Source organism: Pseudoalteromonas sp. 5Ae-yellow (assembly GCF_014077565.1).
In the GTDB taxonomy this organism is placed as follows: Bacteria; Pseudomonadota; Gammaproteobacteria; order Enterobacterales; family Alteromonadaceae; genus Pseudoalteromonas.
Genome location: NZ_JACGWD010000006.1, coordinates 62,624 through 87,204, shown reverse-complemented (window position 1 = coordinate 87,204; position 24,581 = coordinate 62,624). Strand labels below are relative to the sequence as shown.

Genomic DNA, 24,581 nt, shown 5'->3' with positions numbered 1-24,581 from the left:
CCAGCCCCGATTAAATATTAATACCGCTTTAAGCGGGGCTGCCATCAGTTTTCAGCCAATCTTTAGCCCAAGATATAAATTCGCCTTGTGGTTTAGGACGACTAAATAAAAAACCTTGTATGGCTAAGTTTCTTCTATAATGCCTCAAATAAACGAGCTCTTCTGGTCGTTCAACACCTTCTGCCACTAAATCTAAATTATCTTTACTTGTAATATTAAATAACGAGCTTACAACTACTTGAGAAAATAAATCTGTTTCTATATGGCTAATGAGTGAACGGTCTATTTTAATTTCAGTAAAAGGAAGGTTTCGAAGCTGATTCATATTAGTAAAACCAACACCAAAGTCGTCTAGCGATATACCAAAGCCATGCATTCTTAATCTGTTTAGTGTTTCTAATTGCATGAGACTTGAGAGTGCATGTTGTTCTGTTATTTCTATAATTATATTACTAGGCGTGAGTTGGTTTAGTTCTAAAATGAGTAGTAATTTATTAGGACAGTTTAGATCGTCGAGCTGAGTTGGCGATAAGTTAAATGCCATCTTAAAATCATGACCTAATTGTGATTTCATATTTTTGAATTCGCTGGTGGCCTTTTCAAAAAGAGAAAATGTAATTTGATTAATTAAGTTGTGTTTTTCGGCTGTGTTTATAAAACGGTTAGGTAAAATAATATTGCCGTCTTTACTTGATAAAATACGCGCTAAGACTTCAACACTTTCAATTTTATTGTTATCGGCGTTTATTTTTGGTTGATAAAAAGGCGTTATTTCATCGTTTTTTAATGCATTAATAAGCTCATCTTTTGAAATGGCTGACTCTTTTAATAAAGTGTGACTGTTTAATTGCGCCACTTTAGTAAGTAACCTACTTACCTGAGACAGTTGCACTGGCTTTGAAATATTACCAATGAGGTGAGCGTTATGTTGTTTCGCGAGATTGGCAGCTAAACTAATAACTTTATGATCCATTTCAGAGACAATAATTATCCCGCCTTGATAATGTAACTCTCCTAAATGACGGATTAATTCCATGCCGTCCATTTCGGGCATATTGAGATCAGTAAAAATAGCATCAAAATAGTTAATATCCTCTCTTACTTTTTCAAGAGCTTCTTTTGCACTCAAGCACGTAGTTATAGTGTTAGACATACCCAATTCGTTGAGTATGGCTTCCATAACGATCAAAATTGCTTTTGAGTCGTCAACAACTAAAATGTTAGGCACTATTTTGTTCACTGTTATCCCTTTCAATGTATAGTTTATGATTACTATAAAAGTAGTAGTGTTTTTTTACTTTGTCAGTATCAAACGCTTTTATTTTGAAAATAGTTACCGAGCACCTTTACTCGTGTTTTTAAGTTGATTAGGTATACTAGCGCCATTGTTTTAAACGGTCTTAATTATGATAAGAATAGATCTTACTTTAGCCGAGCAGCCATTTTCGCTTATGGTGTCTGGGCAAAAAATTGTGCAGGTATTTCATGCGCAACAAGCCATTACCTTTGATAATCCTCGTGAAAATTACTATCAGTTTACTTACAACAACAAAGTAATCGGTATTGATACTGGAGCGGCGGAAGAGCAAAGTATTTCGCTATTTGTCGATGAGCAATTTGCGACACAACTGGCGCTACCAGCGCCGTTAAACGCGACACCTAAAAAAGGCTTTTTAGGTTTGGCTGCATTAGGTTTTAAGCTTTTTAAAAGTGCTAAGATAATTAAAGTAGTGCTTGCCGGGGCTTCTGTTGCAGGCTATGCGTGGTTATTTAGTATTGAATTTGCACTAATGCTGATTGGGTGTTTAGTTGTACATGAGTACGGCCATGTGCGAGCAATGAAATATTTTGGTATAAAAACCAAAGGTATTTATTTAATCCCGTTTGTTGGAGGGCTTGCTGTAAGTGACGATAAAATAACGACTCGTTGGCAAGATGTCGTTATATCGCTAATGGGACCTGCATTTGGTTTAATTACCTCGGTACTGGGTGTCGTTTTATATTACGCCACCGAGATGGAGATATTTGCAGGTGTTGCGGTGCTTAGTGCGTTATTAAATTTATTTAACTTGTTACCAATTTTACCGCTTGATGGCGGGCATGTATTAAAAAGTATTAGCTTTTCAATGCGTTCATGGATTGGTTTAAGCGTATGCTTATTAGGCGTACTATTTGGCTTATGGCTGAGCTACACCTTTGGCTTAATGTTACTGGTATTCTTTTTGTTTGTAGGTGCGCTGGAAATTGTATTTGAGTGGCGAGGCCGTCACTACTCACACTTAATGCCGCTAGATAAATATGGCCAAGGCTTTTCAGCGGTAATGTATGCAGTTGTAGTCGCTGGGCATGTAGCTGTAATGATGCATTTTGCCGATTCAGAAAATCCAATATTGAGCCTGCCGATGACTATTTTATCGAGCTAGTATTTATCGTTCTAGGTAAAAGTGGGCTGTAATATTTGTTACAGCCCGTTAAAAATTAATAAAAGCTCAATACCAGCGATATAAAAACCCCAGTTACAAATAACTGCACAACACAAAATCCCATAATATCTTTTGCTTTTAAGCCTGCGATAGCAAGGACGGGTAGTGCCCAAAAAGGTTGAATTAAATTAGTCCACGCATCGCCCCATGCTACAGCCATTGCAACGCGCGATATATCGGCGCCTAGCTCTTGCGCTGCGGGTATAACAATAGGCGCTTGTACTGCCCATTGGCCGCCGCCAGAGGGCACAAACATATTAACGAGTCCTGCACTTATAAAGCTGTAAAATGGCAAGCTATCGGCATCTGCAATGGCAATAAAGCCTTGTGATATTTGTTGTGCTAACCCTGTATCGACCATCACCGCCATAATGCCAGCATAAAACGGAAACTGAATAACAATACCCGCACCACTTGGAATTGCTTGTTGTAAGCTATTAAGCACATTGTGAGGAGTTTGATGTAGCGTAATAGCTAAAAACAAAAATACGGCAATAACGCTATTAAGGTTTAAGTTTCCGCGAGCAATAAAAAAGTAATAACCTAAATATGCCAAACCTAATAAGCCAATTGTCATACCGAGTAGTTTGCTTTGTTCCAAATGTTGGGCAGGTCTGGTTATTGTTGTGGGCTTAGGTGTTGTCTCTTGTAAAAGAGCTGGGTCGATATATACGCTTTCTTGCTCGCTTGGCAGCATATAGCGATTAACGAGCGGCATAATAATGAATAAACCAACTAATATGGCTATATTAAAGCCCGCAAATAAAGTGTGCTCTGTACTAATAATACCAATGCTGGCCTCTGAAAAGTGACCATCGGTTGCGATAGTTAAAGGAATCGAACCCGCTAATCCGCCATGCCATACAACAAAACCTGAGTAAGCGCTGGCTACTAATAATCGATAATCAACACGAGTATGTTTAGCAATTGCTTTGGCAAAAAGGGCACCAATAACTAAGCCAAATCCCCAATTTATCCAGCTCGCTAAAAGCGAAATAAGCGTGACTAATATAATTGCTTTAGGTGCGGTGCTTGCAAATGTTGCTAGCTTTTCTAATAACTTACTTATAGGTGGCGTACTTGCCAACATATAGCCTGTAATTAACACTAGTAGCATTTGCATAGCAAAACTTAATAAGTTCCAAAACCCACCTCCCCACGCTTGTAATACTTCAATGTTAGTTGCGGTTGTAAATAAGATCGCACTGACAAGAGTAATTATTGTAAGTAAAATTACAAATATAAAAGGGTCGGGAAGATAGCGCTCTACAATTTTAGTAAAAGGGCGGGCTATTTTATTAAGCATAAGCACAACTGTTTTGGTTATTATTTTAACGCTAATTAATCATGAAAAATCACCATTGGCAAACAGCATTTAGTCTAATATTTGCGGTTAAAAGCTTAAACATTGCTTAAAAGCATCGCTTACAGTAACGTACTGTTTATAGATAATTTACTAACGAAGACTTTGTATTATGCCGGTGATATTTAAAAGGCTAGCGTTACTTGTTCGCGCTCATATAGATCAGTTGAGTTGGCAAGCAGTGGCATTAGCTATTTTGACTCATATGCTATTAACATGGAGCTTATTATTTATAGCGAATGAGAAAGCGTTAACCTCGCTTACTACCTTTTTTTACTATTACACAGTAACAACATCAACAGTGGGGTATGGTGACTTTAGTCCAACTACTGATCTTGGTCGTTGGGTGGTTGCATTAATACAAATTCCATTTGGTTTAGCTTTATTTGGTGTTTTGCTAGGAAAAGCAGGACAAACTGTTACTTACTTAATTAGGCGCGCTATGACTGGTGATAAAAACTTTGCCCACAGTAACCACCATATTATTATTTTTGGTTGGCACGACACTCGTACAAAAAAGATGATTGATTACATTTTGGCAGATACGAAACGTACTGACCGTCGTATTTTACTCGCGGTAACAGAGCAAATGGATCATCCTTTTTTAGCTAACGAAAGCGTTGATTTTGCACGTTTAACGAGCTTTACTAATTTAGCTGAGCTAGAGCGGGTAGCTATTCGTAGTGCTGATAAGGTGATTATTGATGGTCAAGATGACGATCAGACATTTACAACAGCCCTGCGCATTAGTCGCTTAGTAAAAGATGATTGTCATATAAGTGCTCACTTTTTGGATGAAACCAAAGTTGAGATGATGTTAGAGCATTGCCAAAATGTAGAGTGTAGTAGTGCAAAATCAGCTGAGATACTCGTACGCTCAATGCAAGATCCAGGTTCGAGCCGTGTGCAAGAGGAGCTGCTATCTACTTTGCATGGTGATACACAATTTAGTTTGAAAATACCAAGCGGCTGCAAAGATATGGAGTTTGGTACTTTGTTTCATCATTTTAAGCTTGAGCATGATGCAATACTGTTGGGTGTTGCTCATAATTTAAGTGCGCAAAATATGGATTTAAATCCACCATTAGATTACAAAGTAAGTGAAGGCGATATTCTGCACTATATATCGGTAGATCGAGTATTAAGTAGTGAAGTAGACTGGTCGAGTCTAGAAAAATAATGAATGAAGTTGTATTTTTAATTGTTGTTTTAAGTGCTTATATATTACCTGTCGTTATTGTACTCAACAGTAGGCGTACACAGGGTCATGAAAAGAATGGCTGGCTAATGGGAATAATTATATTTTCTTGGTTAGGGTTAATGATGTACTTTGCCATTGTGCCCAAGTATGGGCACAAAAAGAAAAAGGCCAAATAGAGTAGTTGGCCTTTACAGCCGCTTTTACTGGCGTAACTACTCTTCTAGTTGCTTAATTTTATGCTCAATTAAAGGATCGTCAGGTACAAGTTGTTGAGCAACTTCTAATAACTGAATGGCATCATTAGGATGCTCATCTTGATGCTTGAGGGCAACATCTATTAATGGCTGAATATCAATTTTTGCCTGATGTTCCTGTACGTGAACTTCTTTTTCATCAATCAAAATATTATGAGCTTTGCTTAATAGTGTTTGACGGTGAGCTGAGTTTACATTCGCTTTATTAAGGCTTTTGTAATAATCCTCTTTAAAACGTAAGGTTTTAGTTTGCAGACGAAACTGCGCAATATCAATTTGCTGATGCTGGATAAAATCGACGGCTACTTGCTTATAAAATCCAAACTTATTCAAATATGTGGCATGTGTGCCATGTCCCATACCAAATACTCGTAAGTGAGTTAACTGCTTATAGCGCTTAGCGTGCATTCGGTCTATACGATTAGTAGGATCGTAAATAATATAGCCTTGGGCATCTCCTAAATCTAGATCGTGATAATCTTGCTGCCAATCAAACTGCTGAGCTATATCGGTACTAGAGCGGTCATCCCACGGTACTAATTCTTTATTTTTAGTACTTACCGGATGGAAGAACAACACTTGATTTAGCTTTAATAGTTTAGCAAAAGCGCCAACAGCAAATCCGCCACGACTTAAACCATAGCCAAGTCGACAATTAAACGGCGTAAGTAATGTTGATAATTGCTTGAGAAAAAAGATTAAATTACGATTACGAAACCAATTACTTTTACCTAAATGCTGAAAAGCGATTACGTTTACGTTTTGTTTTTGAGCTAAGTGATAACCCCATGGTGCAAAATCAGGGTGAAGATCTTGCTCTTGCACGTTAGTGCCAGCAGGGGAGAAGGTAAAAAGCAGGGGTTTATTAACGTCAACAAAATCATACTTAACAAATACATCGCCGAGTAAATCATTACCCGTCATGGGTAATCGAGTTTGTTGCTCATTGCGCGGGAGAGTTAACCATTCATCTAACCAATACAGTAATTTCATTAATCCTCCAGCTATAAGTCGGCGCGGATCATATCAAACTCAGTGAAATTAGGTCAAACCGAGGAGGCGTTACTGCGCCATTTTAATTATTTCATCCCAATCATTTTTAGTGACGGGCATAATTGATAGTCGTCCGCCTTTTTTAAGTGCAATTTCAGTAATATTGTTATTGGCTTTAATATCTTTAAGGCTAATTAATTTTTTTAAATGGCTTTGGTAAGTAACTTCAACAACAACCCAGCGTGGTTTGTCGCTGGTGGCTTTTGCATCGTAATAGTCGCTACTTAAATCAAATTGAGTGGGGTCTGGGTAGGCATCTTTTGTAACCTCGGCAATGCCCGCTACGCCCACGTGTTTACAGCTTGAATGGTAAATCATTACTGAATCCCCGACCTTAACGCCATCACGCATAAAATTTCGTGCTTGATAATTACGCACGCCTTCCCAAAGAGTCGTTTGTTTTGGTGCGTTTTTTAAATCATCTAATGAAAACGCATCGGGTTCAGTTTTAAATAGCCAGTAAGCCATAACAGTATTCCTAACAAATATTTACTTCCCACTATTGTATAGTATCATTTGCATACTAGGGTAATGAGGAAGAAGTAATGAGCCAAGTATTAGATGATTTATTGTCGTTGTTAACACTTGAAGAAATTGAGCAAGGTTTATATCGAGGACAAAGCCAAGATTTAGGCTTTGGTGCTGTGTTTGGCGGTCAAGTTATGGGGCAGGCGCTTTCTGCCGCTAAAGAAACTCTACCTGAGGGGCGTATAGTTCATTCATTACATTCTTACTTTTTACGCCCAGGCGATCCAGCTAAACCGATTGTTTATGATGTAGAAACTATTCGCGATGGAAAGAGCTTTAGTACTCGCCGAGTAAAAGCGATTCAGTACGGTAAGCCAATCTTTTATATGACAGCGTCATTCCAAGGTGAAGAAAATGGTTTGTCGCATCAAGCGACAATGCCTGATGTTCCCGCACCTGAAGAACTACGTTCATCGCTTGAGTTTTACCAAGATAACGCTTCACATATCCCTGAAGTCATCCGTAATAAGTTTACTCGTGAAATGCCAATTGAAATGCGACCGGTTACTTTTCATAACCCGTTTAAACCAGAAGTTATGGAGCCGGTAAAGCATATTTGGTTTAAAGCTAATGGTGAAATGCCAGACGATCAGCGTATCCACAATTACTTATTAGCGTATGCGTCTGATTTTGAGTTTTTACCAACTGCATTACAACCTCATGGTGTATCGTTTATGCAGCCAAATATGCAAGTAGCGACCATAGACCACGCAATGTGGTTTCATCGCCCGTTTAGAATGGATGATTGGATTTTGTATTCAATTGATAGTCCAAGTGCGAGTAATGGGTGTGGTTTGGTACGCGGGCAGTTTTTTGATCGCCAAGGCAACTTGGTTGCCTCAACAATGCAAGAAGGGGTTATGCGTCAGCGCTAATCCCCTTTTATAGATATAGTACTAGTTACACTGATCTTGTACTATATCGCTGATTGACTGCCAGACGCGTGCTGGCAGTAATGTTTTAAGGTGTGCATAGGTTTCGCAAAGTTGTGTACTGCCTACTAAGCCCTCATCACCTTCTGTTATTAACGACTCACCACGTAAGTTTTCGATAAAACTAACAAGTACTTTTTTATCAAAAAATTCAGGTGTTTTAATACCATGCAGTGTACCTAAACGCTGTGCAAGCACTTGGCTCTCTCTTTCAAGCTCGGCTTTTTCAATGCCATCACTTGTTTGAATAAAACCAATCACAATAGCGTAACGTTGTAGAGTAAAACTAAGTGCTCGTCCAAGCATCTCTAGCTTAGCTAAGCAGTCATTACCGTTTATTATATGAATGTTATTGCCATCAAACTCAATTAAATTTTGATCGGCAAAATTAGCTAAAATACGCGTTATATAGTTTTCATCAAGAGGCTGTAAATACCATTCTTTAGCAAATAATGGATAAAACGTTTTTACAAGTTGCTGGCATTGCTCAATAGTTGTGCTGTGTTGTTTAAATAGATGTAGTGCAATTAAGCTTGGTACTGCAAACAAGTGCAAAATATTGTTGCGGTAGTAATTAAACAATACTTTTTCTTTATCGCTAATAGTAATAATTTCGCCAAATTCATCACTGATAACTTCAAACTTATTCAGCTTTAATGCATGCTTTAGTAATTGCTCTGGTGTTTCGTCTGGCGCGGTTACTTTATCGCTATAGCTGGCATCGCGCTGTAAACGCAGATAAAAATCAAGTTGTGCTAATAGCTTTGGTTTACTCAATGCTTGTTTATCGTTAACCAGCAATATCATCGCTAGTAAGTTAACCGCATTAAGCGCCGCTGCATTATTAATTTTAACCATTACTTGGTCGGCAAGTTTAGTTACTTGTGGCGCTAACCATTGCGGCTTTTGCACATCGGTAGGGTGTATTGAATCACGCCAATCAGGTTGGTTATCGTTTAAGTATTGGTTAATCGAGATTGGATCACCAAAGTTTAAATTACCACGACCGTAGTTTTTGAGGTTTTTGATTGCCTTAAAAATACCAAATATAGATTCGCCTTTTTTATCTTTTCCATCCAGCTCTTTAAGGTAGGTGTTAATTTCCATGACGTGCTCGTAGCCAATGTACACAGGAACGATAGATATTGGTCTGTCTATTCCGCGTAGCATTGCTTGTAATGTCATAGATAGCATACCCGTTTTAGGCGGAAGTAAGCGCCCAGTTCGGCTTCGACCGCCTTCCGTGTAAAACTTAACAGAGTAACCTTTAATAAACAGTTGGCTTAAATACTCTTTGAATATGGCAGAATAAAGTTTATTGCCTGCAAACGAGCGACGAATAAAGAATGCCCCAGAGCGTCTAAATATGCCACCGGCAGGGAAAAAGTTAAGATTTATACCTGCAGCTATATGTGGTGGAACTAAGCCTAAATGATAAATAGAGTAAGTAAGCAGTAAGTAATCCATATGACTGCGATGACAAGGCATATAGATTATTTCATGGCCTTTATCTGTTAGTTCATGAATTTGTTCTGGGTGTTTAATATCAATACCGTTATAGAGCTTATTCCACAACCAAGTTAAAAATCGCTCGGCCACACGTATCATTGCTTCAGAGTAATTAGCGGCTATCTCATCAAGTAGCTTAAGTGCATTTTGGCGGGCTTCTGTTTGGCTAATGTTTTTAGCTTTAGCTTCATCTTGAATTGCTTTTTTTATTGTAGGTGACGCTAATAATGAATTAAATAATTGTTCACGAGAGGGCATTTTAGGGCCTGTAGCAGCTAGCTTTTGGCGCTTAAAGTGAACACGTGCTACACGTAATAATTTATGTGGTAACTCGCTTACATCGGCTTTTTCATTGACTAAAAGCGATAAGTCGAGTGGTTGGCTAAAGCGAATAAAGTTGTCGCGTCCTGAAAACAACACCACAAAAAACTTTCTAAACCAGCTAGGTGTTAGAGAGTGCGTAATTAAAGTTCGTAGCCCCGGCTTTTCTTTACCCGGGTCGCGACCCCATAAAATAGTAACCGGAACCACTTGTACGTTTTGCTGCCCACTTTGTATTAGGTATTCAATAATTTGTTTACCTTGAGCTAAAGCATTGGTTGGCTTAGCTTCATCACCAAAAAGTGGTGGTGGATTTTTAATACCAATAAAACGGTCTAAATCTTGGTTACCTAATACTTGCTCTTCAGTTGGGCTAGGTAGACCATTTTTTTTACACGCATGTGCGAGAGCCGCTAAATCAAATCGTGAATTTAAACGCACTATATAAAATGTAGGGTACTCAGGGTTTAGATCATACTGTTTAATCGGATTTTCTGGCAGCACTTTGCTTTTTACAAATAAGCGGCTAAATCCAGCAGACATAACATTTAAACAATAATTAAAAATACGCATCGACTCACCATATTGAGAGTATTAAGGGCAAAATTAGCGCAGTAGGATACCATAATATCTAAAAATCCCTTAGTTTGCGTAATTAAGGTGTTAACTTGTTTATTGACTAACAGTAGAGGTATTAGTTCAAGTATAGCTAGTAAGCATGTATGGGTGCTTATTTAATCAAATTTATAGGCATTGTATTGTTTCTAAATAGTTGTTGCATTTATCACCAATACCTCTATAATACGCAGGCTTTCAAAATTCCTCTGGGAACTTGAAAGGATAAATTAAGCTTGGATTTCAAGCTAATAAACAGGAGTTCCGATTTGGAACTCAACGTAGATATAATCAAACAGCCGACATCTTAAGTTTTAAGATTGTTTCGGTCGTTTTTTTATGCTCTTTTATATGCTCTTTATATTGAGGTTAAGAATGTCAAATCAACGCATTCGTATTCGCCTAAAAGCTTTTGACCACCGTTTGATTGACCAATCAACGGCAGAAATCGTGGAAACTGCGAAACGCACTGGCGCACAAGTACGTGGTCCAATCCCACTACCTACACGCTTTGAACGTTTTACTGTACTAACTTCACCGCACGTTAATAAAGATGCGCGTGATCAGTACGAGATCCGCACCCATAAACGTCTGATAGACATCGTAGAACCAACTGACAAGACTGTAGACGCGCTTATGCGTTTAGATCTTGCTGCTGGTGTTGATGTTCAAATCAGCCTGGGTTAATCGAAAGATTAGAGAGGTTTTAGGAAAATGGCATTAGGTCTAGTCGGTCGTAAAGTGGGTATGACACGAATCTTCACTGAAGATGGTGTATCTATCCCTGTGACAGTTATTGAAGCGACACCTAACCGCATTGCTCAGATCAAATCTGACGCAACAGACGGTTATAACGCGCTTCAAGTAACCGCAGGCACTAAAAAAGCAAGTCGTGTAAACAAAGCTAAAGCGGGTCATTTCGCTAAAGCTGGTGTTGAAGCGGGTCGCGGTCTGTGGGAATTCCGCCTTAACGGTGGTGAAGGCGATTTTGAAGTAGGCGCTGAGCTTACTGTTGAATTATTCAACGAAATCAACAAGGTTGACGTAACCGGTACTTCTAAAGGTAAAGGTTTCCAAGGTGGTGTTAAGCGCTGGAATTTCAGCATGCAAGACGCTACACATGGTAACTCTCTATCTCACCGTGCTCCTGGTTCAATCGGTCAAAACCAATCACCTGGTAAGGTGTTTAAAGGTAAGAAAATGGCCGGTCATATGGGTGCTGAGCGTGTAACGACTCAAAACTTAGAACTAGTTCGCGTTGACGCTGAGCGTAATTTGCTTTTAGTTAAGGGTGCAGTACCTGGAGCTATTGGCGGTGACGTTATCGTTAAACCAGCTGTTAAAGCATAAGTCCTGGAGATTTAGTGATGGAATTAGCAATTAAAGACGCTTCTGGCGGTCTTGAAGTTTCTGAAGCTACTTTTGGACGTGAGTTTAACGAAGCATTAGTACATCAAGTAGTTGTTGCATACGCAGCAGGTGCTCGTCAAGGTACTCGTGCTCAGAAGACACGTTCTGAAGTAAGCGGTGGTGGTAAAAAACCATGGGCTCAAAAAGGTACTGGCCGTGCACGTGCCGGTACAATCCGTAGCCCAATTTGGCGTTCAGGTGGCGTTAGCTTTGCAGCTAAACCACAAGACCACAGCCAAAAAGTAAACCGTAAAATGTACCGTGGTGCGATTAAAAGCATCTTATCTGAATTAGTTCGTCAAGAGCGTTTAATCGTTGTTGAAAGTTTTGCTCTAGCAGCACCAAAAACTAAAGAACTAGTTGCTAAGCTTAAAGAACTTGAGCTTAAAGATGTTCTTATCGTGACTGAAGAAGTAGATGAAAATCTTTTCTTATCGGCACGTAACCTTTATAAGGTTGACACACGTGATGTAGCTGGTATCGATCCTGTAAGCTTAATTGCTTTCGATAAGGTACTTATTACAGCCGCTGCTGTTAAGCAACTTGAGGAGGCGCTAGCATGATTCGCGAAGAACGTCTTTTAAAAGTGATCCTTGCTCCACATATCTCTGAAAAAAGCACAATTGCTGCTGAAGAAAACAATACTATTGTTTTTAAAGTAGTAAATGACGCAACTAAAGCTGAAATTAAAGTAGCAGTTGAGAAGCTTTTTGAAGTAGAAGTAACTGGTGTTCGCACACTTAACGTTAAGGGTAAAACAAAACGTACTGGCGCACGTTTCGGTCGTCGTAGCGACTGGAAGAAAGCTTACGTTACTCTTAAAGAAGGCAGCGAGCTAGACTTTGTCGGCGGCGCCGAGTAATAAGGGGATAGAATTATGGCACTTCAAAAGTGTAAGCCTACTTCTGCGGGCCGTCGTCACCTAGTTAAAGTGGTTAACTCTGATCTACATAAGGGTAAGCCATACGCACCACTTTTAGAGAAAAACTCTAAATCAGGTGGTCGTAATAACAATGGTCGTATTACGGTTCGTCATATCGGTGGTGGTCATAAACAACACTACCGTTTAATCGATTTTAAACGTACTAAAGATGGCATTCCAGCTACTGTTGAACGTTTAGAATACGATCCAAATCGTAGCGCAAACATCGCTCTTGTATTATATGCAGACGGTGAGCGTCGTTACATTATCGCACCTAAAGGCTTAAAAGCTGGCGATGCAATCCAGTCTGGTGTTGATGCACCAATCAAGCCTGGTAATGCATTACCAATGCGTAATATGCCTGTAGGTTCGACTGTTCACAACGTAGAATTAAAACCAGGTAAAGGTGCTCAAATCGCACGTTCTGCTGGTGCATACGTTCAAATCCTTGCTCGTGATGGTCAGTATGTAACATTACGTCTTCGTTCAGGCGAAGTTCGTAAAGTTGAATCTGATTGTCGTGCGACTCTAGGTGAAGTAGGCAATGCTGAGCATATGCTTCGTTCACTTGGTAAAGCAGGTGCAAATCGCTGGCGTGGTATTCGTCCGACAGTTCGTGGTGTTGCCATGAACCCGGTAGATCACCCACACGGTGGTGGTGAAGGTCGTACATCTGGTGGTCGTCATCCTGTGTCTCCATGGGGTAAACCGACTAAAGGTGCGAAGACGCGTAAGAACAAGCGTACGGATAAATTTATAGTACGTCGTCGTACTAAGTAATATTGAGGAATAGCCATGCCACGCTCTCTCAAGAAGGGTCCTTTTATAGACCTACACTTGCTGAAGAAGGTAGAGAAAGCTTTGGAAAGCGGTGAGAAAAAGCCAATTAAAACTTGGAGCCGTCGTTCAATGATCATACCTAACATGATCGGATTGACCATTGCTGTCCATAATGGTCGCCAGCACGTACCAGTTTTCGTTTCTGACGAAATGATCGGTCACAAACTAGGTGAATTTGCACCAACTCGCACTTACCGTGGCCATGCTGCGGATAAGAAAGCGAAGAAACGATAAGAGGGGAAGATAAATGCAAGCATTAGCTAAACATAAATTCGCCTCTGGTTCGGCGCAAAAAGCACGTCTAGTTGCAGATCAGATCCGCGGGTTACCTGTAGATCGCGCACTAGAAATCCTGGCGTACAGCCCGAAGAAAGCGGCTGTATTAGTTAAGAAAGTACTTGAGTCTGCTATTGCTAACGCAGAGCATAACGAAGGTGCTGACATTGATGAGCTTCGTATAACAACGATCTTTGTGGACGATGGTCCTACAATGAAACGTATTATGCCTCGTGCTAAAGGACGCGCAGATCGTATCCTTAAGCGTACAAGCCATATCACTGTTATGGTTTCAGATAGCTAGGAGTATAAGTAATGGGACAAAAAGTTCATCCTACTGGTATTCGCCTAGGTATATCTAAACCTTGGGTTTCTACCTGGTACGCGAGTTCAAAAGATTTCTCTGCACAGCTTTTTGGCGATCACAAAGTTCGTACATTCCTTACTAAGGAATTAAAAACGGCTTCTGTGTCTAAAATCGTTATTGAGCGTCCAGCAAAATCAATCCGAGTAACAATTCACACGGCTCGTCCGGGTGTTGTTATCGGTAAAAAAGGCGAAGACGTAGAAAAATTACGTCAAGCGGTAACTAAAATCGCTGGTGTACCTGCTCAGATTAATATCTCTGAAGTACGTAAACCAGAACTAGATGCACAACTAGTAGCAGACGGCATTGCCTCTCAACTAGAACGTCGTGTTATGTTCCGTCGCGCTATGAAGCGTTCGGTACAAAATGCAATGCGCATCGGTTCTAAAGGGATTAAAGTTGAAGTTAGCGGTCGTCTTGGCGGCGCTGAAATCGCACGTTCAGAATGGTATCGTGAAGGTCGTGTACCTCTACATACTCTTCGTGCTGATATCGATTACGCAACTTCTGAAGCCTTAACCACTTATGGTATCATTGGTGTTAAAGTTTGGATCTTCAAAGGCGAAGTTATTGGTGGTTTACCACTAGTACAAGAGCAAGAGAAGCCAGCTAAACGCGCACCAAAGAAAGCCAAGAAAAGTGCTAAGTAGAGGTAGCGAGTAATGTTACAGCCAAAACGTACAAAATTCCGTAAAATGCACAAAGGCCGCAACCGCGGTTTAGCGCAAAACGGTAACAAAGTAAGCTTCGGTACTTTCGGATTGAAAGCAACTGGCCGTGGCCGTATGACTGCTCGTCAAATCGAAGCAGCTCGTCGTGCTATGACGCGTCACGTGAAACGTCAAGGTAAAATCTGGATTCGTGTCTTCCCTGACAAACCGATTACAGAAAAACCTCTTGAAGTTCGTATGGGTAAAGGTAAAGGTTCTGTTGAATATTGGGTTGCTGAAATTCAGCCTGGTAAAGTACTTTACGAAATGGAAGGTGTTTCAGAAGAGCTTGCTCGTGAAGCGTTTGACCTTGCTGCTCGTAAACTGCCATTCAAAACAACTTTCGTAACTCGGACGGTAATGTGATGAAAGCTAGCGAACTAAAAGATAAAAGCGTAGAAGAGCTTAATGCTGAACTTCTAGGACTACTTCGTGAGCAATTTAATATGCGCATGCAAGCTAGCACTGGTCAGTTAGCTCAGACACACACGCTAAGAACAGTACGCCGCGATATCGCGCGTGTAAAAACAGTTATTAACCAGAAGGCAGGTCAATAATGAGCGATAAAATTCGTACTCTTCAAGGCCGTGTAATCAGCGACAAGATGGAAAAATCTTTCACTATCGCTATCGCACGTTATGTGAAGCACCCAATCTATGGGAAATTCATTAAACGTACGACTAAGTTACACGTACATGACGAAAATAACACAGCAAAAGCGGGTGATGTAGTTACTATCCGTGAATGCGCACCAATTTCTAAGAATAAATCTTGGACTTTAGTAGACGTTATTTCTAGTCCAAAACAAGCTTAATTTTTTAATTAAGTTAGTTTTGTAAAAAAGCCCCGGCATTAGCTGGGGCTTTTTGTATTTAAAGCACCTGTAAACAGTAAACTAGGGTGAGCGGGTCACCTGGATTAGTCTTTTATCTAAAAATATAAAGTTATCTTGGGGAGTAGTTGAGAGTTTCATTTACCAGTTACTTTTTTGCTAGCAGAACCATCTGCTGAATCAGAAGAAGTTAGATAATAAACTTACATATCTCAGTTAATTTAATGCCAATATGGGGTCATCTAATTCGTGGTGTTACTTTTCTTTTACTATCTTTTAGTCTGAGAACTCACTTACCTTATTTTATTACAATGATACAGCTTCAAAGTATCGAAAATAGACATCCATACACAACTTTCATTATCAGCTTATCTGGTTTTTTTATGTCTAAAACCTCAATTTATCGCCTTAAATTAATATTCTGGTATGATTAGCAAATATGCGCTTTTGAATGAATTTTTGAGGTAATAATGACGCGTAGTTTTGAATTTCATTTAACTGATGAGATTGCCACGGTTGCAATGGGTAATCGCGTTGCTGATATTATAGAGCAAGGTGCGGTTATTTATTTACATGGTGATTTAGGTGCTGGTAAAACAACGTTTACACGAGGTGTAGTGCAAGGCTTTGGCCATACAGGTAAGGTTAAAAGCCCGACCTATACACTAGTAGAACCTTATGAGCTTGAGCGTGCAAATGTTTATCATTTTGACTTATACCGCTTAGGTGATCCTGAAGAACTCGAATACATGGGAATACGCGATTATTTCTCAGCAGACGCAATTTGTGTTGTTGAATGGCCTGAAAAGGGTGGTGAATTTATTCCTGTGCCTGATTTAGATATTACTCTAAGCTATGTGGGTAACGAACGTAAAATTGTTATAAATAGTGCGAGTGAGCGCGGTATAGCAATTGTCGAAAAACTAAATAATCAATAATAATATAGTTAAGGCAGTAATTATCCAATGAGCCGAGGTGTAGTTAAACTTTTTATTTATCTTATGGTTATCACCATAAGCTTGCCGCTATGGGCTAAAAACACAATCAATAGTGTGCGTGTATGGCCGTCTCCAGATAGTACGCGCGTGGTATTTGATTTAAATGATAAGCCCGACTTTAGCTATTTCATGCTTAAAAACCCTAGCCGCCTAGTGATTGATTTAGAAAATACTAGCGAGTTAAAAACATTGCCAGGTGTGCCCCCGAAACATCAAATAGTAAGCAAATTACGTTACTCAAAACCTAAAAATAAACAAAGCGTACGTTTAGTATTTGAATTAAGCGCGCCAATAAAGCCAGTGGTATTTGCCCTCGCACCTACAGGCCCTTATAAAAATAGACTCGTTGTTGATTTATATAATAAAAGCCAAGCTACTACAGTTGTTTCTCCTGCTCAAACAGCCGCTAAAAACCGTCAACTAAGCCAAGAGCGCGACATTGTTATTGCGATTGATGCGGGGCATGGCGGCGAAGATCCTGGTTCAATAGGGCCATCAGGCACCTACGAAAAAACAGTTACACTGCAAATTGCGAAACGTTTAGAGCGCATGATTGATGGCGAACGTGGCATGATTTCGCGCATGGTACGAAGCGGTGACTATTTTGTAAAATTAAATACCCGTACTAATCGAGCCCGTGAAAAAAAGGCAGATTTTTTTGTTTCTATTCATGCTGATGCATTTACAAGCCCTGGGCCAAATGGTGCCTCTGTGTGGGTTTTATCATTAAGACGTGCTAATTCAGAAATAGGTAAATGGATAGAAGATAAAGAAAAACACTCCGAGCTTTTAGGTGGCGCTGCTGATGTAATGAAAGATGCCGCCAATGAAAAATATCTAGCACAAGCGTTGCTTGATATGTCGATGGACCACTCTATGAAAACTGGCTTAAATGTAGCTGACGAAGTGGTTAAAGAGCTTCGTAAGGTTGCCAAACTGCATAAAAAAGATCCCCAGCATGCGAGCCTTGCAGTACTAAAATCACCAGATATTCCATCTATTTTGGTAGAAACGGGGTTTATATCTAACCCGCGAGAAGAAAAGCTACTTAAAAGCCCTAATCATCAAGAGCGTTTAGCTAAAGCGATATTTACTTCAATTAAAAATTATTATTTGAAAAATCCGCCGGATGATTCTTTATTTGCTAAATTAAAGTCGCAATATCCAACAAAGCATAAAGTACGCCCGGGTGAATCTTTAAGTATGTTAGCGAGTCGCTATGGCGTTACAGTCAATAAATTAAAACAAGTTAATAAGCTTAGTTCTAATACCTTATTTATTGGGCAAGAGCTCGATATACCTCAAAGTTAGTCATTATTATTAGCGCAATGTTTGCTAGGAAGTCTCATGAATATTGAAATATTACCCGCGCGTTTAGCCAACCAAATTGCCGCAGGCGAAGTGGTTGAGCGCCCAGCGTCGGTAGTAAAAGAGCTTGTTGAAAATAGCTTAGATGCTGGCGCAACGCGTATTCAAATTGATATTGAGCGCGGCGGCCACAAACTTATTCGTATTCGTGATAATGGCGCAGGGATAAGTAAAGATGAGCTAACGCTCGCACTTTCTCGCCACGCGACAAGTAAATTAAAATCACTTGATGACCTTGAAAACATTTGCTCACTTGGCTTTAGAGGGGAAGCACTTGCGTCAATTAGTTCTGTGTCGCGTTTAACGCTGAGCTCAAAACCAAAAGAGCAAGAAGCAGCTTGGCAAGCTTTTGCAGAAGGCCGCGACATGGCCGTTCAAGTAAAACCTGTAGCGCATCCCGATGGCACAACCATTGAAGTAAAAGATTTATTTTTTAATACTCCAGCACGTCGTAAATTTTTACGCACCGAAAAAACTGAATTTAGCCATATTGATGAGTTGATAAAGCGTATTGCGCTTAGTCGCTTTGATGTCTCTATTACACTAACTCACAACGAAAAAGTAGTAAGGCAGTATCGTGCGAAGACAGATCCCTCTCAGGCTATTACACGTGTAGCGCAAGTTGCAGGTAAGGCTTTTGCTGAGCAAGGTTTGCATATTCAATCAGGAGAGGGTGGCTTACAGCTGCATGGTTGGGTGCTACCTGTAGGTTCAGCTAATACGACTCAGTATACTTATGTTAATAATCGTATGATGCGCGATAAACTTATTCTGCATGCTATACGCCAGGCATTTGAAGAAGTAAGTGGAACACAAGAATTACCCGGTTTTGTCATTTATATTGATATTGACCCTCGGCAGGTTGATGTAAATGTTCACCCTGCTAAGCATGAAGTGCGTTTTCATCAAGGGCGGTTAATTCATGATTTTATATTGCAAGCTATTAAGCAGGTAGTAGTGCCATTGCAAGGCGAATTCACTAACGAATCAGCGAGCACAGCAGCAGAACTCACGCCAGCGTTCATTGAGTCGTCTCATAGCAGTGCTAATAATATAGAAAGCGAAGGAGTGTTTGATTACCCTAAATCGCAATTACAGCCCTCTTCCTCTGGAAGTGCTGGTAGCTCAAGTTCGTCCTCAGGTACTAGAAGTGTTGGCGGTGCATACCGTGCTGCACCAAGTACGAGCCATCATGACGTAAATGCGTTTTATCAAGGAGTGAGTGAGCAACACGCCGCGCATTTTGATAATGCAGCCAATATATCTGCTGCACCACACCAGTCCGTATCTGTGGATAATGTCTTAAAAGCTGTTTCTATTATAAGTGTTAGTGAAGGAGTGTGTGTCTTTAGTGAAGAGCAGCAATTGTATTGCTCACATTTTAAATATGCATTAGTTGATGATTGGCATAATCAAATTAAAGAGTTCGGAAGTTTAGAAGGGAAAGCCCTTTTGTTACCAGTGCGAGTAAACTTAGAAAAAGAAGATTGCTTACTTATAGAATCCCAGCAATCGTGGTTTACCTTACTTGGTTTTGAACTTGTAATAGAAAAACAATTTGTAATGGTTAAAAAATTGCCAGCGTGTTTATATTTACTTGACGTAAATGCAGCGGTAGGTGAGCTACTTGATGCGTGTAAAGCAAAACTTGAAAATATAGAGAATTGGTTAGAATGGCAAATGAAATGCGTGCCGACCCGATTTTATTTAAGCAATGTATTTTTAGCGCAACAAATGCGCTTACAAAATAATCCACAAACTATTGAACGCTTGCGTAAAAAAGCAGTTAAAATAGAGCTAAATCACTATTTAACGCAATTAGATTAAGGTATCAGTGTTGAGTAATTTACCAGTTATATTTTTAATGGGTCCAACTGCAGCAGGTAAAACAGCATTGGCAATCTCGCTGTGCGAGCATTTAAATACAGAAATAATCAGCGTAGATTCAGCGCTAGTGTATAAAGGTATGGACATTGGTACAGCAAAACCTGATGCCGAAGAATTAGCCAAAGCTCCGCATCATTTAATTGATCTACTTGACCCGAGTGAAACGTATTCAGTTGCAGATTTTAGGCGCGATGCAGTGCAAAAAATTGACGAATTTCACAGACAAGGTAAAGTACCTGTATTGGTTGGAGGTACAATGCTGTACTTCAAATCTTTAATTGATGGTTTATCGCCTTTACCTGAAGCAGATACAGAGATAAGAGCAGAGCTAGAAGCGCAAGCTAAAGAATTTGGCTGGCCTCATTTATATAAAGAATTAGTTAAAGTTGACCCAAAAGCAGCCGAAAAAATAAGTGAAAATGATTCACAAAGAATTAATCGAGCTTTAGAGGTTTACAGGTTAACTGGTAAGACCATGACTGAGTTGCAAATGCAAAAACAGCCGTCTTTACCTTATACTTTTCATCAATTTGCAATTGCACCGCAAGAACGCAGTGAATTACACCGCCGAATTGAAGAAAGGTTTAAAATAATGATTGATCAGGGGTTTGAAAATGAAGTTTCGACCCTATATCTACGTAAGGATTTACACCCCAATATGCCTTCTATTCGTTGTGTTGGTTATAGACAAATGTGGGATTACCTTGCGGGTGAAACAAACCATGATGAAATGGTTTTTCGTGGCATCGCAGCAACACGTCAGCTGGCAAAACGGCAGTTAACGTGGCTTCGTAGTTGGCCTGATGTTACTTGGTTAACAACAGGCGACGAAGAAAACTTGCATCGTGTAGTAAGTTCGCTAAGCTAGTAGTAGTTGAATATTGTTTTTTATCAAATAAGTTCAGCCACTTAATTATAATAACACCTAGAACGAAGGAACAATAACATGGCAAAAGGCCAATCGTTACAAGACCCATTTTTGAATGCACTACGACGTGAGCGCATTCCAGTATCAATCTTTTTGGTAAATGGCATAAAATTACAAGGCAAAATTCAGTCATTTGACCAATTTGTTATTTTACTAGAGAACACCGTAAATCAAATGGTTTATAAGCATGCAATTTCTACAGTTGTCCCTGCTCGCGCAGTTAACTTCCAAGCAGTTCAAGGGAGTGAAGACACTGAAGAGGCAGAAGCTGGAAACTTTTAATTAGGAGCATAATGTTTGTTTGACCGCTATGAATCCGGCGAACAGGCAATTTTAGTTCATATCGACTTGCCTAAAGAAGGAGATCGTGAAGATCTTCACGAATTAGAAATGTTGGTATCTTCTGCTGGTGTTAGTAGTTTGGCGGTTGTGCAAGGCAGCCGTCAAGCACCACATCCGAAACTATTCGTCGGTACCGGTAAAGCAGAAGAAATAGCTGAGATTGTCAAAATCCACAAAGCAGATGTCGTAATTTTTAATCATCAACTCAGGCCATCACAAGAGCGTAATTTAGAGCGCGTTTGTCAATGTCGTGTGCTTGATAGAACGACGCTAATTCTTGATATTTTTGCCCAACGCGCACGTACCCACGAGGGTAAGCTGCAAGTTGAATTGGCTCAACTTCGCCATATGTCGACTCGATTAATTCGAGGCTGGACTCACCTTGAACGTCAAAAAGGCGGGATTGGTTTACGTGGTCCTGGTGAAACTCAACTTGAAACTGACAGAAGATTACTTCGTGCCCGTATTCAAAATATTCGTGCACGTTTAGCTAAAGTTGCAGTGCAACGTGAACAAGGTAGGCGAGCTCGTACTCGCAACGAAATACCTACAGTTTCATTAGTTGGTTATACCAATGCGGGTAAATCTACATTATTTAATCGAATTACAAATTCAGATGTATACGCGGCCGATCAGTTGTTTGCCACGCTTGACCCGACTCTACGTAAGCTTGAGTTAGGTGATGTTGGCCCTGTTATCTTAGCTGATACAGTGGGCTTTATTCGTCACCTACCACATGACTTAGTTGCTGCTTTTAAAGCAACGCTTACTGAAACTCGCGAAGCTGATTTGCAGTTACATGTAATTGATGCAGCAGACTCACGTCTGCAAGAAAATATTGAACAAGTACAATCGGTGCTTAAAGAAATTGAGGCCGACGAAGTACCACAGCTATTAATTTATAATAAAATTGATGCGCTGGATAACGTAAGCCCACGTATTGATCGAGACGACGAAGGCCAACCTATAAGAGTATGGCTTAGCGCTCAGACTGGTGAAGGGTGTGAATTACTTAGCGAGGCTATCAGTGAGTTACTAGCTAAGAAGATGTTTAACGAAACATTATTTCTTACGCCATTGTATGGTCGCTTAAGAGCTGCATTGTTCAGCTTAAATGCAGTGCATGAAGAGCAATTTGATGAGCAAGGTAATTGGCTGTTAGATGTTAGAATGCCAATGGTTGAGTGGAATCGTTTAATTAAAGAATTTGGTCCTGAAATTGCTGGTTTTATCAACCGTAATTAAAAATTGACGTTTTAATGTCGGTTTTTGTATGAGAAACGCGGTAGATTTGTTAGATTTAACCCAATTTCCTAATTTATTTAGATAACAATGGAGTATAGCTATGGCCTGGAATGAACCGGGTAATAATGGCAATGACAAAGATCCGTGGAATAATAAAGGCGGACGTGATCAAGGCCCACCTGATTTAGACGAGGTGTTCCGCAAGTTTAGTAACAAGTTCAGCGGCTTATTTGGCGGGAAAAAATCCGGCAATGGTAGCGGCGGTGGACTTGGCGGAGCCGGTATTTCATTCATACTTATTATCGCCGTTATTGTATGGGCGTTAAGTGGTATTTATACGGTTAAAGAAGCCGAGCGTGGTGTGGTTCTACAATTTGGTAAATATGACCGAATTGCTGATCCTGGTTTGCGTTGGAAAATGACTTTCATCGAAACGGTAATCCCAGTAGATATTGAAGCAGTTCGTTCATTATCGGCTTCTGGTTTTATGCTTACTGAAGACGAAAACGTAGTGAGCGTTGAGTTTCAGGTGCAATACCGTGTTATTGACCCATACCTTTATGAATTTAGCGTAACTAACGCTGATAGTAGCTTAGAAGAAGCGCTAGACAGTGCACTGCGTTATGTTGTGGGCCATGCAAAAATGGACCAAGTATTAACTAATGGCCGTGAGGTTGTTCGTCAAAATACATGGGATGAGCTTAATAAGATTATCGAACCATATAACTTAGGTTTAATTGTTACTGACGTGAACTTTAAAGACTCTCGTCCACCAACTGAAGTTAAAGATGCATTTGATGATGCAATTGCTGCACAAGAAGATGAAGAACGTTTCATCCGTGAAGCAGAAGCATATGCTCGTGAAATTGAACCGCGTGCTCGTGGTCAAGTAACGCGTATGACTCAAGAAGCGGAAGGTTATCAAGAGCGTATTACATTAGAAGCACAAGGTGAGGTAGCTCGCTTTGAAAAGCTTTTACCTGAATATCAAGCAGCTAAAGAAGTTACTCGTGAGCGCTTATACATTGATGCAATGGAAGAAGTGTTAGGGAGTAGTTCTAAAATATTGGTTGATGTTAAAGGCGGCAATAACATGATGTATTTACCTCTTGATAAAATCATGGACAAGCAAGGGACAGCAACACGTGTTGCACTTCCAAGTTCAAGTGATATTCAAGACTTACGTAATAAAGTTAATACGTCGCGCAATAGCTCTGTTAATAGTGGCAATGACCGCTTTAACAACGACCGCTTCAATGATGGGAGATAATCATAATGAAAAACTTTAGTTTAGTAATACTATTAGCTGCCATTGTTATGTCTTTCTCATCGGTATTTGTTGTACCTGAAGGGCAAAAAGCAATTGTAATGTTATTCAGTAAAGTACAAAAAGACAGCGACGATCAAGCGATTGTATATGGCCCAGGCCTACAATTTAAAGTTCCATTTTTTAGCCAAGTACGTCGTATTGATGCACGTATTCAAACGCTAGATGGTGCGCCGGACCGCTTTGTTACTAGTGAGAAAAAAGACTTAATTGTTGATTCGTTTGTAAAATGGCGTGTTAATGACTTTAGCGCTTTTTACTTACGTGCCCGTGGCGATAAGCAATATGCTGAAACGCTACTTAAACAAAAAGTAAATAATGGTCTTCGTACAAACTTTGGTACACGTACAATTCGCGAAATTGTATCGGGTGAGCGTAGCGAATTGATGGAAGAAGCGTTAGTACAAGCTTCTGAAAGTGCGCGTGAGCTTGGTATTGAAGTACTAGACGTACGTGTTAAGCAAATTAACCTACCACAAGAAGTAAGTAGCTCTATTTACCAACGTATGCGCGCTGAGCGTACTGCTGTTGCAAAAGAGCACCGTTCTGAAGGTCAGGAAAAAGCTGAGACCATTCGTGCGGGTGTTGACCGTCGTGTAACAGTAATGCTTGCTGACGCGGAGCGTAATGCGCGTTCTGTACGTGGTCAAGGCGATGCTGATGCTGCAGGCATTTATGCTAATGCGTACAACAAAGACCCTGAGTTCTTTAGTTTTGTACGTTCGCTGGAAGCTTACAAAAAGACTTTTAAAGATAAGCAAGATGTTATGGTGCTTTCACCAGATAGCGACTTCTTCCAATATATGAAAGGCGCTAAAGCTCAATAGACTTTACGTTAATTATTTAAAAGTTAAAAAGCCTCGCATTTGC

General features: G+C 40.0%; 28 protein-coding genes. 23 read left to right on the top strand and 5 right to left on the bottom strand.

Going from position 1 to position 24,581, the window contains the following annotated elements; all coding sequences use genetic code 11:
- Positions 1-28: 28 nt before the first annotated feature.
- Positions 29-1,240 (bottom strand): EAL domain-containing protein, encoded by a 1,212-nt coding sequence (locus H4J63_RS03180; protein WP_182194480.1) that lies wholly within the window; start codon positions 1,238-1,240, stop codon positions 29-31.
- A 166-nt stretch (positions 1,241-1,406) separates the two neighbouring features.
- Here H4J63_RS03180 and H4J63_RS03175 point away from each other — a divergent pair, with 166 nt between their 5' ends.
- Positions 1,407-2,423 (top strand): metalloprotease, encoded by a 1,017-nt coding sequence (locus tag H4J63_RS03175; protein ID WP_182194477.1) that lies wholly within the window; start codon positions 1,407-1,409, stop codon positions 2,421-2,423.
- A gap of 55 nt (positions 2,424-2,478) precedes the next feature.
- Here H4J63_RS03175 and H4J63_RS03170 read toward each other — a convergent pair whose 3' ends face one another.
- The gene (locus H4J63_RS03170) at positions 2,479-3,789 is read right to left on the bottom strand and encodes a short-chain fatty acid transporter (protein ID WP_182194474.1); all 1,311 of its coding nucleotides are present in this window, start codon (positions 3,787-3,789) and stop codon (positions 2,479-2,481) included.
- Between the two features lie 169 nt (positions 3,790-3,958).
- Between H4J63_RS03170 and H4J63_RS03165 the strand changes: the two genes are divergently transcribed.
- Positions 3,959-5,026 (top strand): potassium channel family protein, encoded by a 1,068-nt coding sequence (locus H4J63_RS03165; RefSeq protein WP_024597278.1) that lies wholly within the window; start codon positions 3,959-3,961, stop codon positions 5,024-5,026.
- Positions 5,026-5,223, top strand: a complete 198-nt coding sequence (locus tag H4J63_RS03160; RefSeq protein ID WP_149603303.1) for a PLDc N-terminal domain-containing protein — start codon at positions 5,026-5,028, stop codon at positions 5,221-5,223. The genes H4J63_RS03165 and H4J63_RS03160 overlap by 1 nt, the downstream gene beginning before the upstream one ends.
- A gap of 36 nt (positions 5,224-5,259) precedes the next feature.
- Here H4J63_RS03160 and H4J63_RS03155 read toward each other — a convergent pair whose 3' ends face one another.
- Positions 5,260-6,294: a cytosolic protein gene (locus H4J63_RS03155; RefSeq protein ID WP_182194472.1), complete on the bottom strand. Its 1,035-nt coding sequence runs from the start codon at positions 6,292-6,294 to the stop codon at positions 5,260-5,262.
- A 69-nt stretch (positions 6,295-6,363) separates the two neighbouring features.
- Positions 6,364-6,822 (bottom strand): EVE domain-containing protein, encoded by a 459-nt coding sequence (locus tag H4J63_RS03150; protein ID WP_182194469.1) that lies wholly within the window; start codon positions 6,820-6,822, stop codon positions 6,364-6,366.
- 77 nt (positions 6,823-6,899) lie between these two features.
- Here H4J63_RS03150 and tesB point away from each other — a divergent pair, with 77 nt between their 5' ends.
- Entirely contained in the window at positions 6,900-7,757 is an 858-nt protein-coding gene (tesB, locus tag H4J63_RS03145) for an acyl-CoA thioesterase II (protein ID WP_002957902.1), read from the top strand.
- A gap of 21 nt (positions 7,758-7,778) precedes the next feature.
- On the opposite strand, the gene plsB is transcribed toward tesB, so the two are convergent.
- Positions 7,779-10,217 (bottom strand): glycerol-3-phosphate 1-O-acyltransferase PlsB, encoded by a 2,439-nt coding sequence (gene plsB, locus H4J63_RS03140; RefSeq protein ID WP_182194467.1) that lies wholly within the window; start codon positions 10,215-10,217, stop codon positions 7,779-7,781.
- Positions 10,218-10,634: 417 nt separating this feature from the next.
- On the opposite strand from plsB, the gene rpsJ reads away from it, so the two are divergent.
- From rpsJ to hflC, 19 genes are all read left to right on the top strand, one after another.
- Complete coding sequence (gene rpsJ / locus H4J63_RS03135) at positions 10,635-10,946, top strand: 30S ribosomal protein S10 (RefSeq protein WP_002957900.1); 312 nt, start codon at positions 10,635-10,637, stop codon at positions 10,944-10,946.
- Between the two features lie 27 nt (positions 10,947-10,973).
- Positions 10,974-11,609, top strand: coding sequence for a 50S ribosomal protein L3 (gene rplC, locus H4J63_RS03130; RefSeq protein ID WP_002957898.1), 636 nt, complete (start codon positions 10,974-10,976; stop codon positions 11,607-11,609).
- 17 nt (positions 11,610-11,626) lie between these two features.
- Entirely contained in the window at positions 11,627-12,232 is a 606-nt protein-coding gene (rplD, locus tag H4J63_RS03125; RefSeq protein WP_002957897.1) for a 50S ribosomal protein L4, read from the top strand.
- Positions 12,229-12,531 carry a 50S ribosomal protein L23 gene (rplW, locus tag H4J63_RS03120; RefSeq protein WP_002957896.1) on the top strand — a complete coding sequence of 101 codons (303 nt, stop codon included), beginning with the start codon at positions 12,229-12,231 and terminating at the stop codon, positions 12,529-12,531. The genes rplD and rplW overlap by 4 nt, the downstream gene beginning before the upstream one ends.
- A 15-nt stretch (positions 12,532-12,546) precedes the next feature.
- Positions 12,547-13,371: a 50S ribosomal protein L2 gene (gene rplB, locus H4J63_RS03115; RefSeq protein ID WP_002957895.1), complete on the top strand. Its 825-nt coding sequence runs from the start codon at positions 12,547-12,549 to the stop codon at positions 13,369-13,371.
- Positions 13,372-13,386: 15 nt separating this feature from the next.
- Entirely contained in the window at positions 13,387-13,665 is a 279-nt protein-coding gene (gene rpsS / locus H4J63_RS03110) for a 30S ribosomal protein S19 (protein ID WP_004588689.1), read from the top strand.
- A 13-nt stretch (positions 13,666-13,678) separates the two neighbouring features.
- Positions 13,679-14,011, top strand: coding sequence for a 50S ribosomal protein L22 (gene rplV, locus H4J63_RS03105; protein ID WP_002957892.1), 333 nt, complete (start codon positions 13,679-13,681; stop codon positions 14,009-14,011).
- 11 nt (positions 14,012-14,022) lie between these two features.
- Positions 14,023-14,724 carry a 30S ribosomal protein S3 gene (gene rpsC, locus H4J63_RS03100; RefSeq protein ID WP_002957891.1) on the top strand — a complete coding sequence of 234 codons (702 nt, stop codon included), beginning with the start codon at positions 14,023-14,025 and terminating at the stop codon, positions 14,722-14,724.
- Between the two features lie 12 nt (positions 14,725-14,736).
- On the top strand, positions 14,737-15,150 hold the full coding sequence (rplP, locus tag H4J63_RS03095; protein WP_002957890.1) for a 50S ribosomal protein L16: 414 nt from the start codon (positions 14,737-14,739) through the stop codon (positions 15,148-15,150).
- Positions 15,150-15,341: a 50S ribosomal protein L29 gene (gene rpmC / locus H4J63_RS03090; protein ID WP_002957889.1), complete on the top strand. Its 192-nt coding sequence runs from the start codon at positions 15,150-15,152 to the stop codon at positions 15,339-15,341. The genes rplP and rpmC overlap by 1 nt, the downstream gene beginning before the upstream one ends.
- A complete protein-coding gene (gene rpsQ / locus H4J63_RS03085) occupies positions 15,341-15,598 on the top strand; it encodes a 30S ribosomal protein S17 (RefSeq protein WP_002957888.1) in 258 nt (85 codons plus the stop codon). The genes rpmC and rpsQ overlap by 1 nt, the downstream gene beginning before the upstream one ends.
- Positions 15,599-16,086: 488 nt before the next feature.
- Positions 16,087-16,554: a tRNA (adenosine(37)-N6)-threonylcarbamoyltransferase complex ATPase subunit type 1 TsaE gene (gene tsaE / locus H4J63_RS03080; RefSeq protein WP_002957887.1), complete on the top strand. Its 468-nt coding sequence runs from the start codon at positions 16,087-16,089 to the stop codon at positions 16,552-16,554.
- A 27-nt stretch (positions 16,555-16,581) separates the two neighbouring features.
- Complete coding sequence (locus H4J63_RS03075; protein ID WP_138489744.1) at positions 16,582-17,925, top strand: N-acetylmuramoyl-L-alanine amidase; 1,344 nt, start codon at positions 16,582-16,584, stop codon at positions 17,923-17,925.
- Positions 17,926-17,961: 36 nt separating this feature from the next.
- Positions 17,962-19,809: a DNA mismatch repair endonuclease MutL gene (gene mutL / locus H4J63_RS03070; protein ID WP_182194464.1), complete on the top strand. Its 1,848-nt coding sequence runs from the start codon at positions 17,962-17,964 to the stop codon at positions 19,807-19,809.
- A gap of 10 nt (positions 19,810-19,819) precedes the next feature.
- The gene (miaA, locus tag H4J63_RS03065; protein WP_182194461.1) at positions 19,820-20,737 is read left to right on the top strand and encodes a tRNA (adenosine(37)-N6)-dimethylallyltransferase MiaA; all 918 of its coding nucleotides are present in this window, start codon (positions 19,820-19,822) and stop codon (positions 20,735-20,737) included.
- 78 nt (positions 20,738-20,815) lie between these two features.
- Positions 20,816-21,079 carry an RNA chaperone Hfq gene (hfq, locus tag H4J63_RS03060; protein ID WP_024597268.1) on the top strand — a complete coding sequence of 88 codons (264 nt, stop codon included), beginning with the start codon at positions 20,816-20,818 and terminating at the stop codon, positions 21,077-21,079.
- 15 nt (positions 21,080-21,094) lie between these two features.
- Positions 21,095-22,384, top strand: coding sequence for a ribosome rescue GTPase HflX (hflX, locus tag H4J63_RS03055; RefSeq protein WP_024597267.1), 1,290 nt, complete (start codon positions 21,095-21,097; stop codon positions 22,382-22,384).
- Positions 22,385-22,484: 100 nt separating this feature from the next.
- Complete coding sequence (hflK, locus tag H4J63_RS03050; RefSeq protein WP_002957881.1) at positions 22,485-23,654, top strand: FtsH protease activity modulator HflK; 1,170 nt, start codon at positions 22,485-22,487, stop codon at positions 23,652-23,654.
- Positions 23,655-23,659: 5 nt separating this feature from the next.
- The gene (gene hflC / locus H4J63_RS03045) at positions 23,660-24,538 is read left to right on the top strand and encodes a protease modulator HflC (protein WP_182194459.1); all 879 of its coding nucleotides are present in this window, start codon (positions 23,660-23,662) and stop codon (positions 24,536-24,538) included.
- The last annotated feature ends 43 nt before the right edge of the window (positions 24,539-24,581 follow it).

What these genes read in the sequence shown, in the direction of transcription:
- rplB (WP_002957895.1), top strand. Translation starts at nt 12,547, where the DNA reads ATGGCACTTCAAAAGTGTAAGCCTACTTCTGCGGGCCGTCGTCACCTA.
- rpsQ (WP_002957888.1), top strand. Translation starts at nt 15,341, where the DNA reads ATGAGCGATAAAATTCGTACTCTTCAAGGCCGTGTAATCAGCGACAAG.
- H4J63_RS03155 (WP_182194472.1), bottom strand. Translation starts at nt 6,294, where the DNA reads ATGAAATTACTGTATTGGTTAGATGAATGGTTAACTCTCCCGCGCAAT.
- rplW (WP_002957896.1), top strand. Translation starts at nt 12,229, where the DNA reads ATGATTCGCGAAGAACGTCTTTTAAAAGTGATCCTTGCTCCACATATC.
- tsaE (WP_002957887.1), top strand. Translation starts at nt 16,087, where the DNA reads ATGACGCGTAGTTTTGAATTTCATTTAACTGATGAGATTGCCACGGTT.
- rplP (WP_002957890.1), top strand. Translation starts at nt 14,737, where the DNA reads ATGTTACAGCCAAAACGTACAAAATTCCGTAAAATGCACAAAGGCCGC.
- H4J63_RS03150 (WP_182194469.1), bottom strand. Translation starts at nt 6,822, where the DNA reads ATGGCTTACTGGCTATTTAAAACTGAACCCGATGCGTTTTCATTAGAT.
- rplC (WP_002957898.1), top strand. Translation starts at nt 10,974, where the DNA reads ATGGCATTAGGTCTAGTCGGTCGTAAAGTGGGTATGACACGAATCTTC.
- H4J63_RS03175 (WP_182194477.1), top strand. Translation starts at nt 1,407, where the DNA reads ATGATAAGAATAGATCTTACTTTAGCCGAGCAGCCATTTTCGCTTATG.
- rpmC (WP_002957889.1), top strand. Translation starts at nt 15,150, where the DNA reads ATGAAAGCTAGCGAACTAAAAGATAAAAGCGTAGAAGAGCTTAATGCT.
- H4J63_RS03170 (WP_182194474.1), bottom strand. Translation starts at nt 3,789, where the DNA reads ATGCTTAATAAAATAGCCCGCCCTTTTACTAAAATTGTAGAGCGCTAT.
- mutL (WP_182194464.1), top strand. Translation starts at nt 17,962, where the DNA reads ATGAATATTGAAATATTACCCGCGCGTTTAGCCAACCAAATTGCCGCA.
- plsB (WP_182194467.1), bottom strand. Translation starts at nt 10,217, where the DNA reads ATGCGTATTTTTAATTATTGTTTAAATGTTATGTCTGCTGGATTTAGC.
- rplV (WP_002957892.1), top strand. Translation starts at nt 13,679, where the DNA reads ATGCAAGCATTAGCTAAACATAAATTCGCCTCTGGTTCGGCGCAAAAA.
- hfq (WP_024597268.1), top strand. Translation starts at nt 20,816, where the DNA reads ATGGCAAAAGGCCAATCGTTACAAGACCCATTTTTGAATGCACTACGA.
- H4J63_RS03075 (WP_138489744.1), top strand. Translation starts at nt 16,582, where the DNA reads ATGAGCCGAGGTGTAGTTAAACTTTTTATTTATCTTATGGTTATCACC.
- rplD (WP_002957897.1), top strand. Translation starts at nt 11,627, where the DNA reads ATGGAATTAGCAATTAAAGACGCTTCTGGCGGTCTTGAAGTTTCTGAA.
- rpsJ (WP_002957900.1), top strand. Translation starts at nt 10,635, where the DNA reads ATGTCAAATCAACGCATTCGTATTCGCCTAAAAGCTTTTGACCACCGT.
- tesB (WP_002957902.1), top strand. Translation starts at nt 6,900, where the DNA reads ATGAGCCAAGTATTAGATGATTTATTGTCGTTGTTAACACTTGAAGAA.
- hflK (WP_002957881.1), top strand. Translation starts at nt 22,485, where the DNA reads ATGGCCTGGAATGAACCGGGTAATAATGGCAATGACAAAGATCCGTGG.
- H4J63_RS03160 (WP_149603303.1), top strand. Translation starts at nt 5,026, where the DNA reads ATGAATGAAGTTGTATTTTTAATTGTTGTTTTAAGTGCTTATATATTA.
- rpsS (WP_004588689.1), top strand. Translation starts at nt 13,387, where the DNA reads ATGCCACGCTCTCTCAAGAAGGGTCCTTTTATAGACCTACACTTGCTG.
- rpsC (WP_002957891.1), top strand. Translation starts at nt 14,023, where the DNA reads ATGGGACAAAAAGTTCATCCTACTGGTATTCGCCTAGGTATATCTAAA.
- hflC (WP_182194459.1), top strand. Translation starts at nt 23,660, where the DNA reads ATGAAAAACTTTAGTTTAGTAATACTATTAGCTGCCATTGTTATGTCT.
- H4J63_RS03165 (WP_024597278.1), top strand. Translation starts at nt 3,959, where the DNA reads ATGCCGGTGATATTTAAAAGGCTAGCGTTACTTGTTCGCGCTCATATA.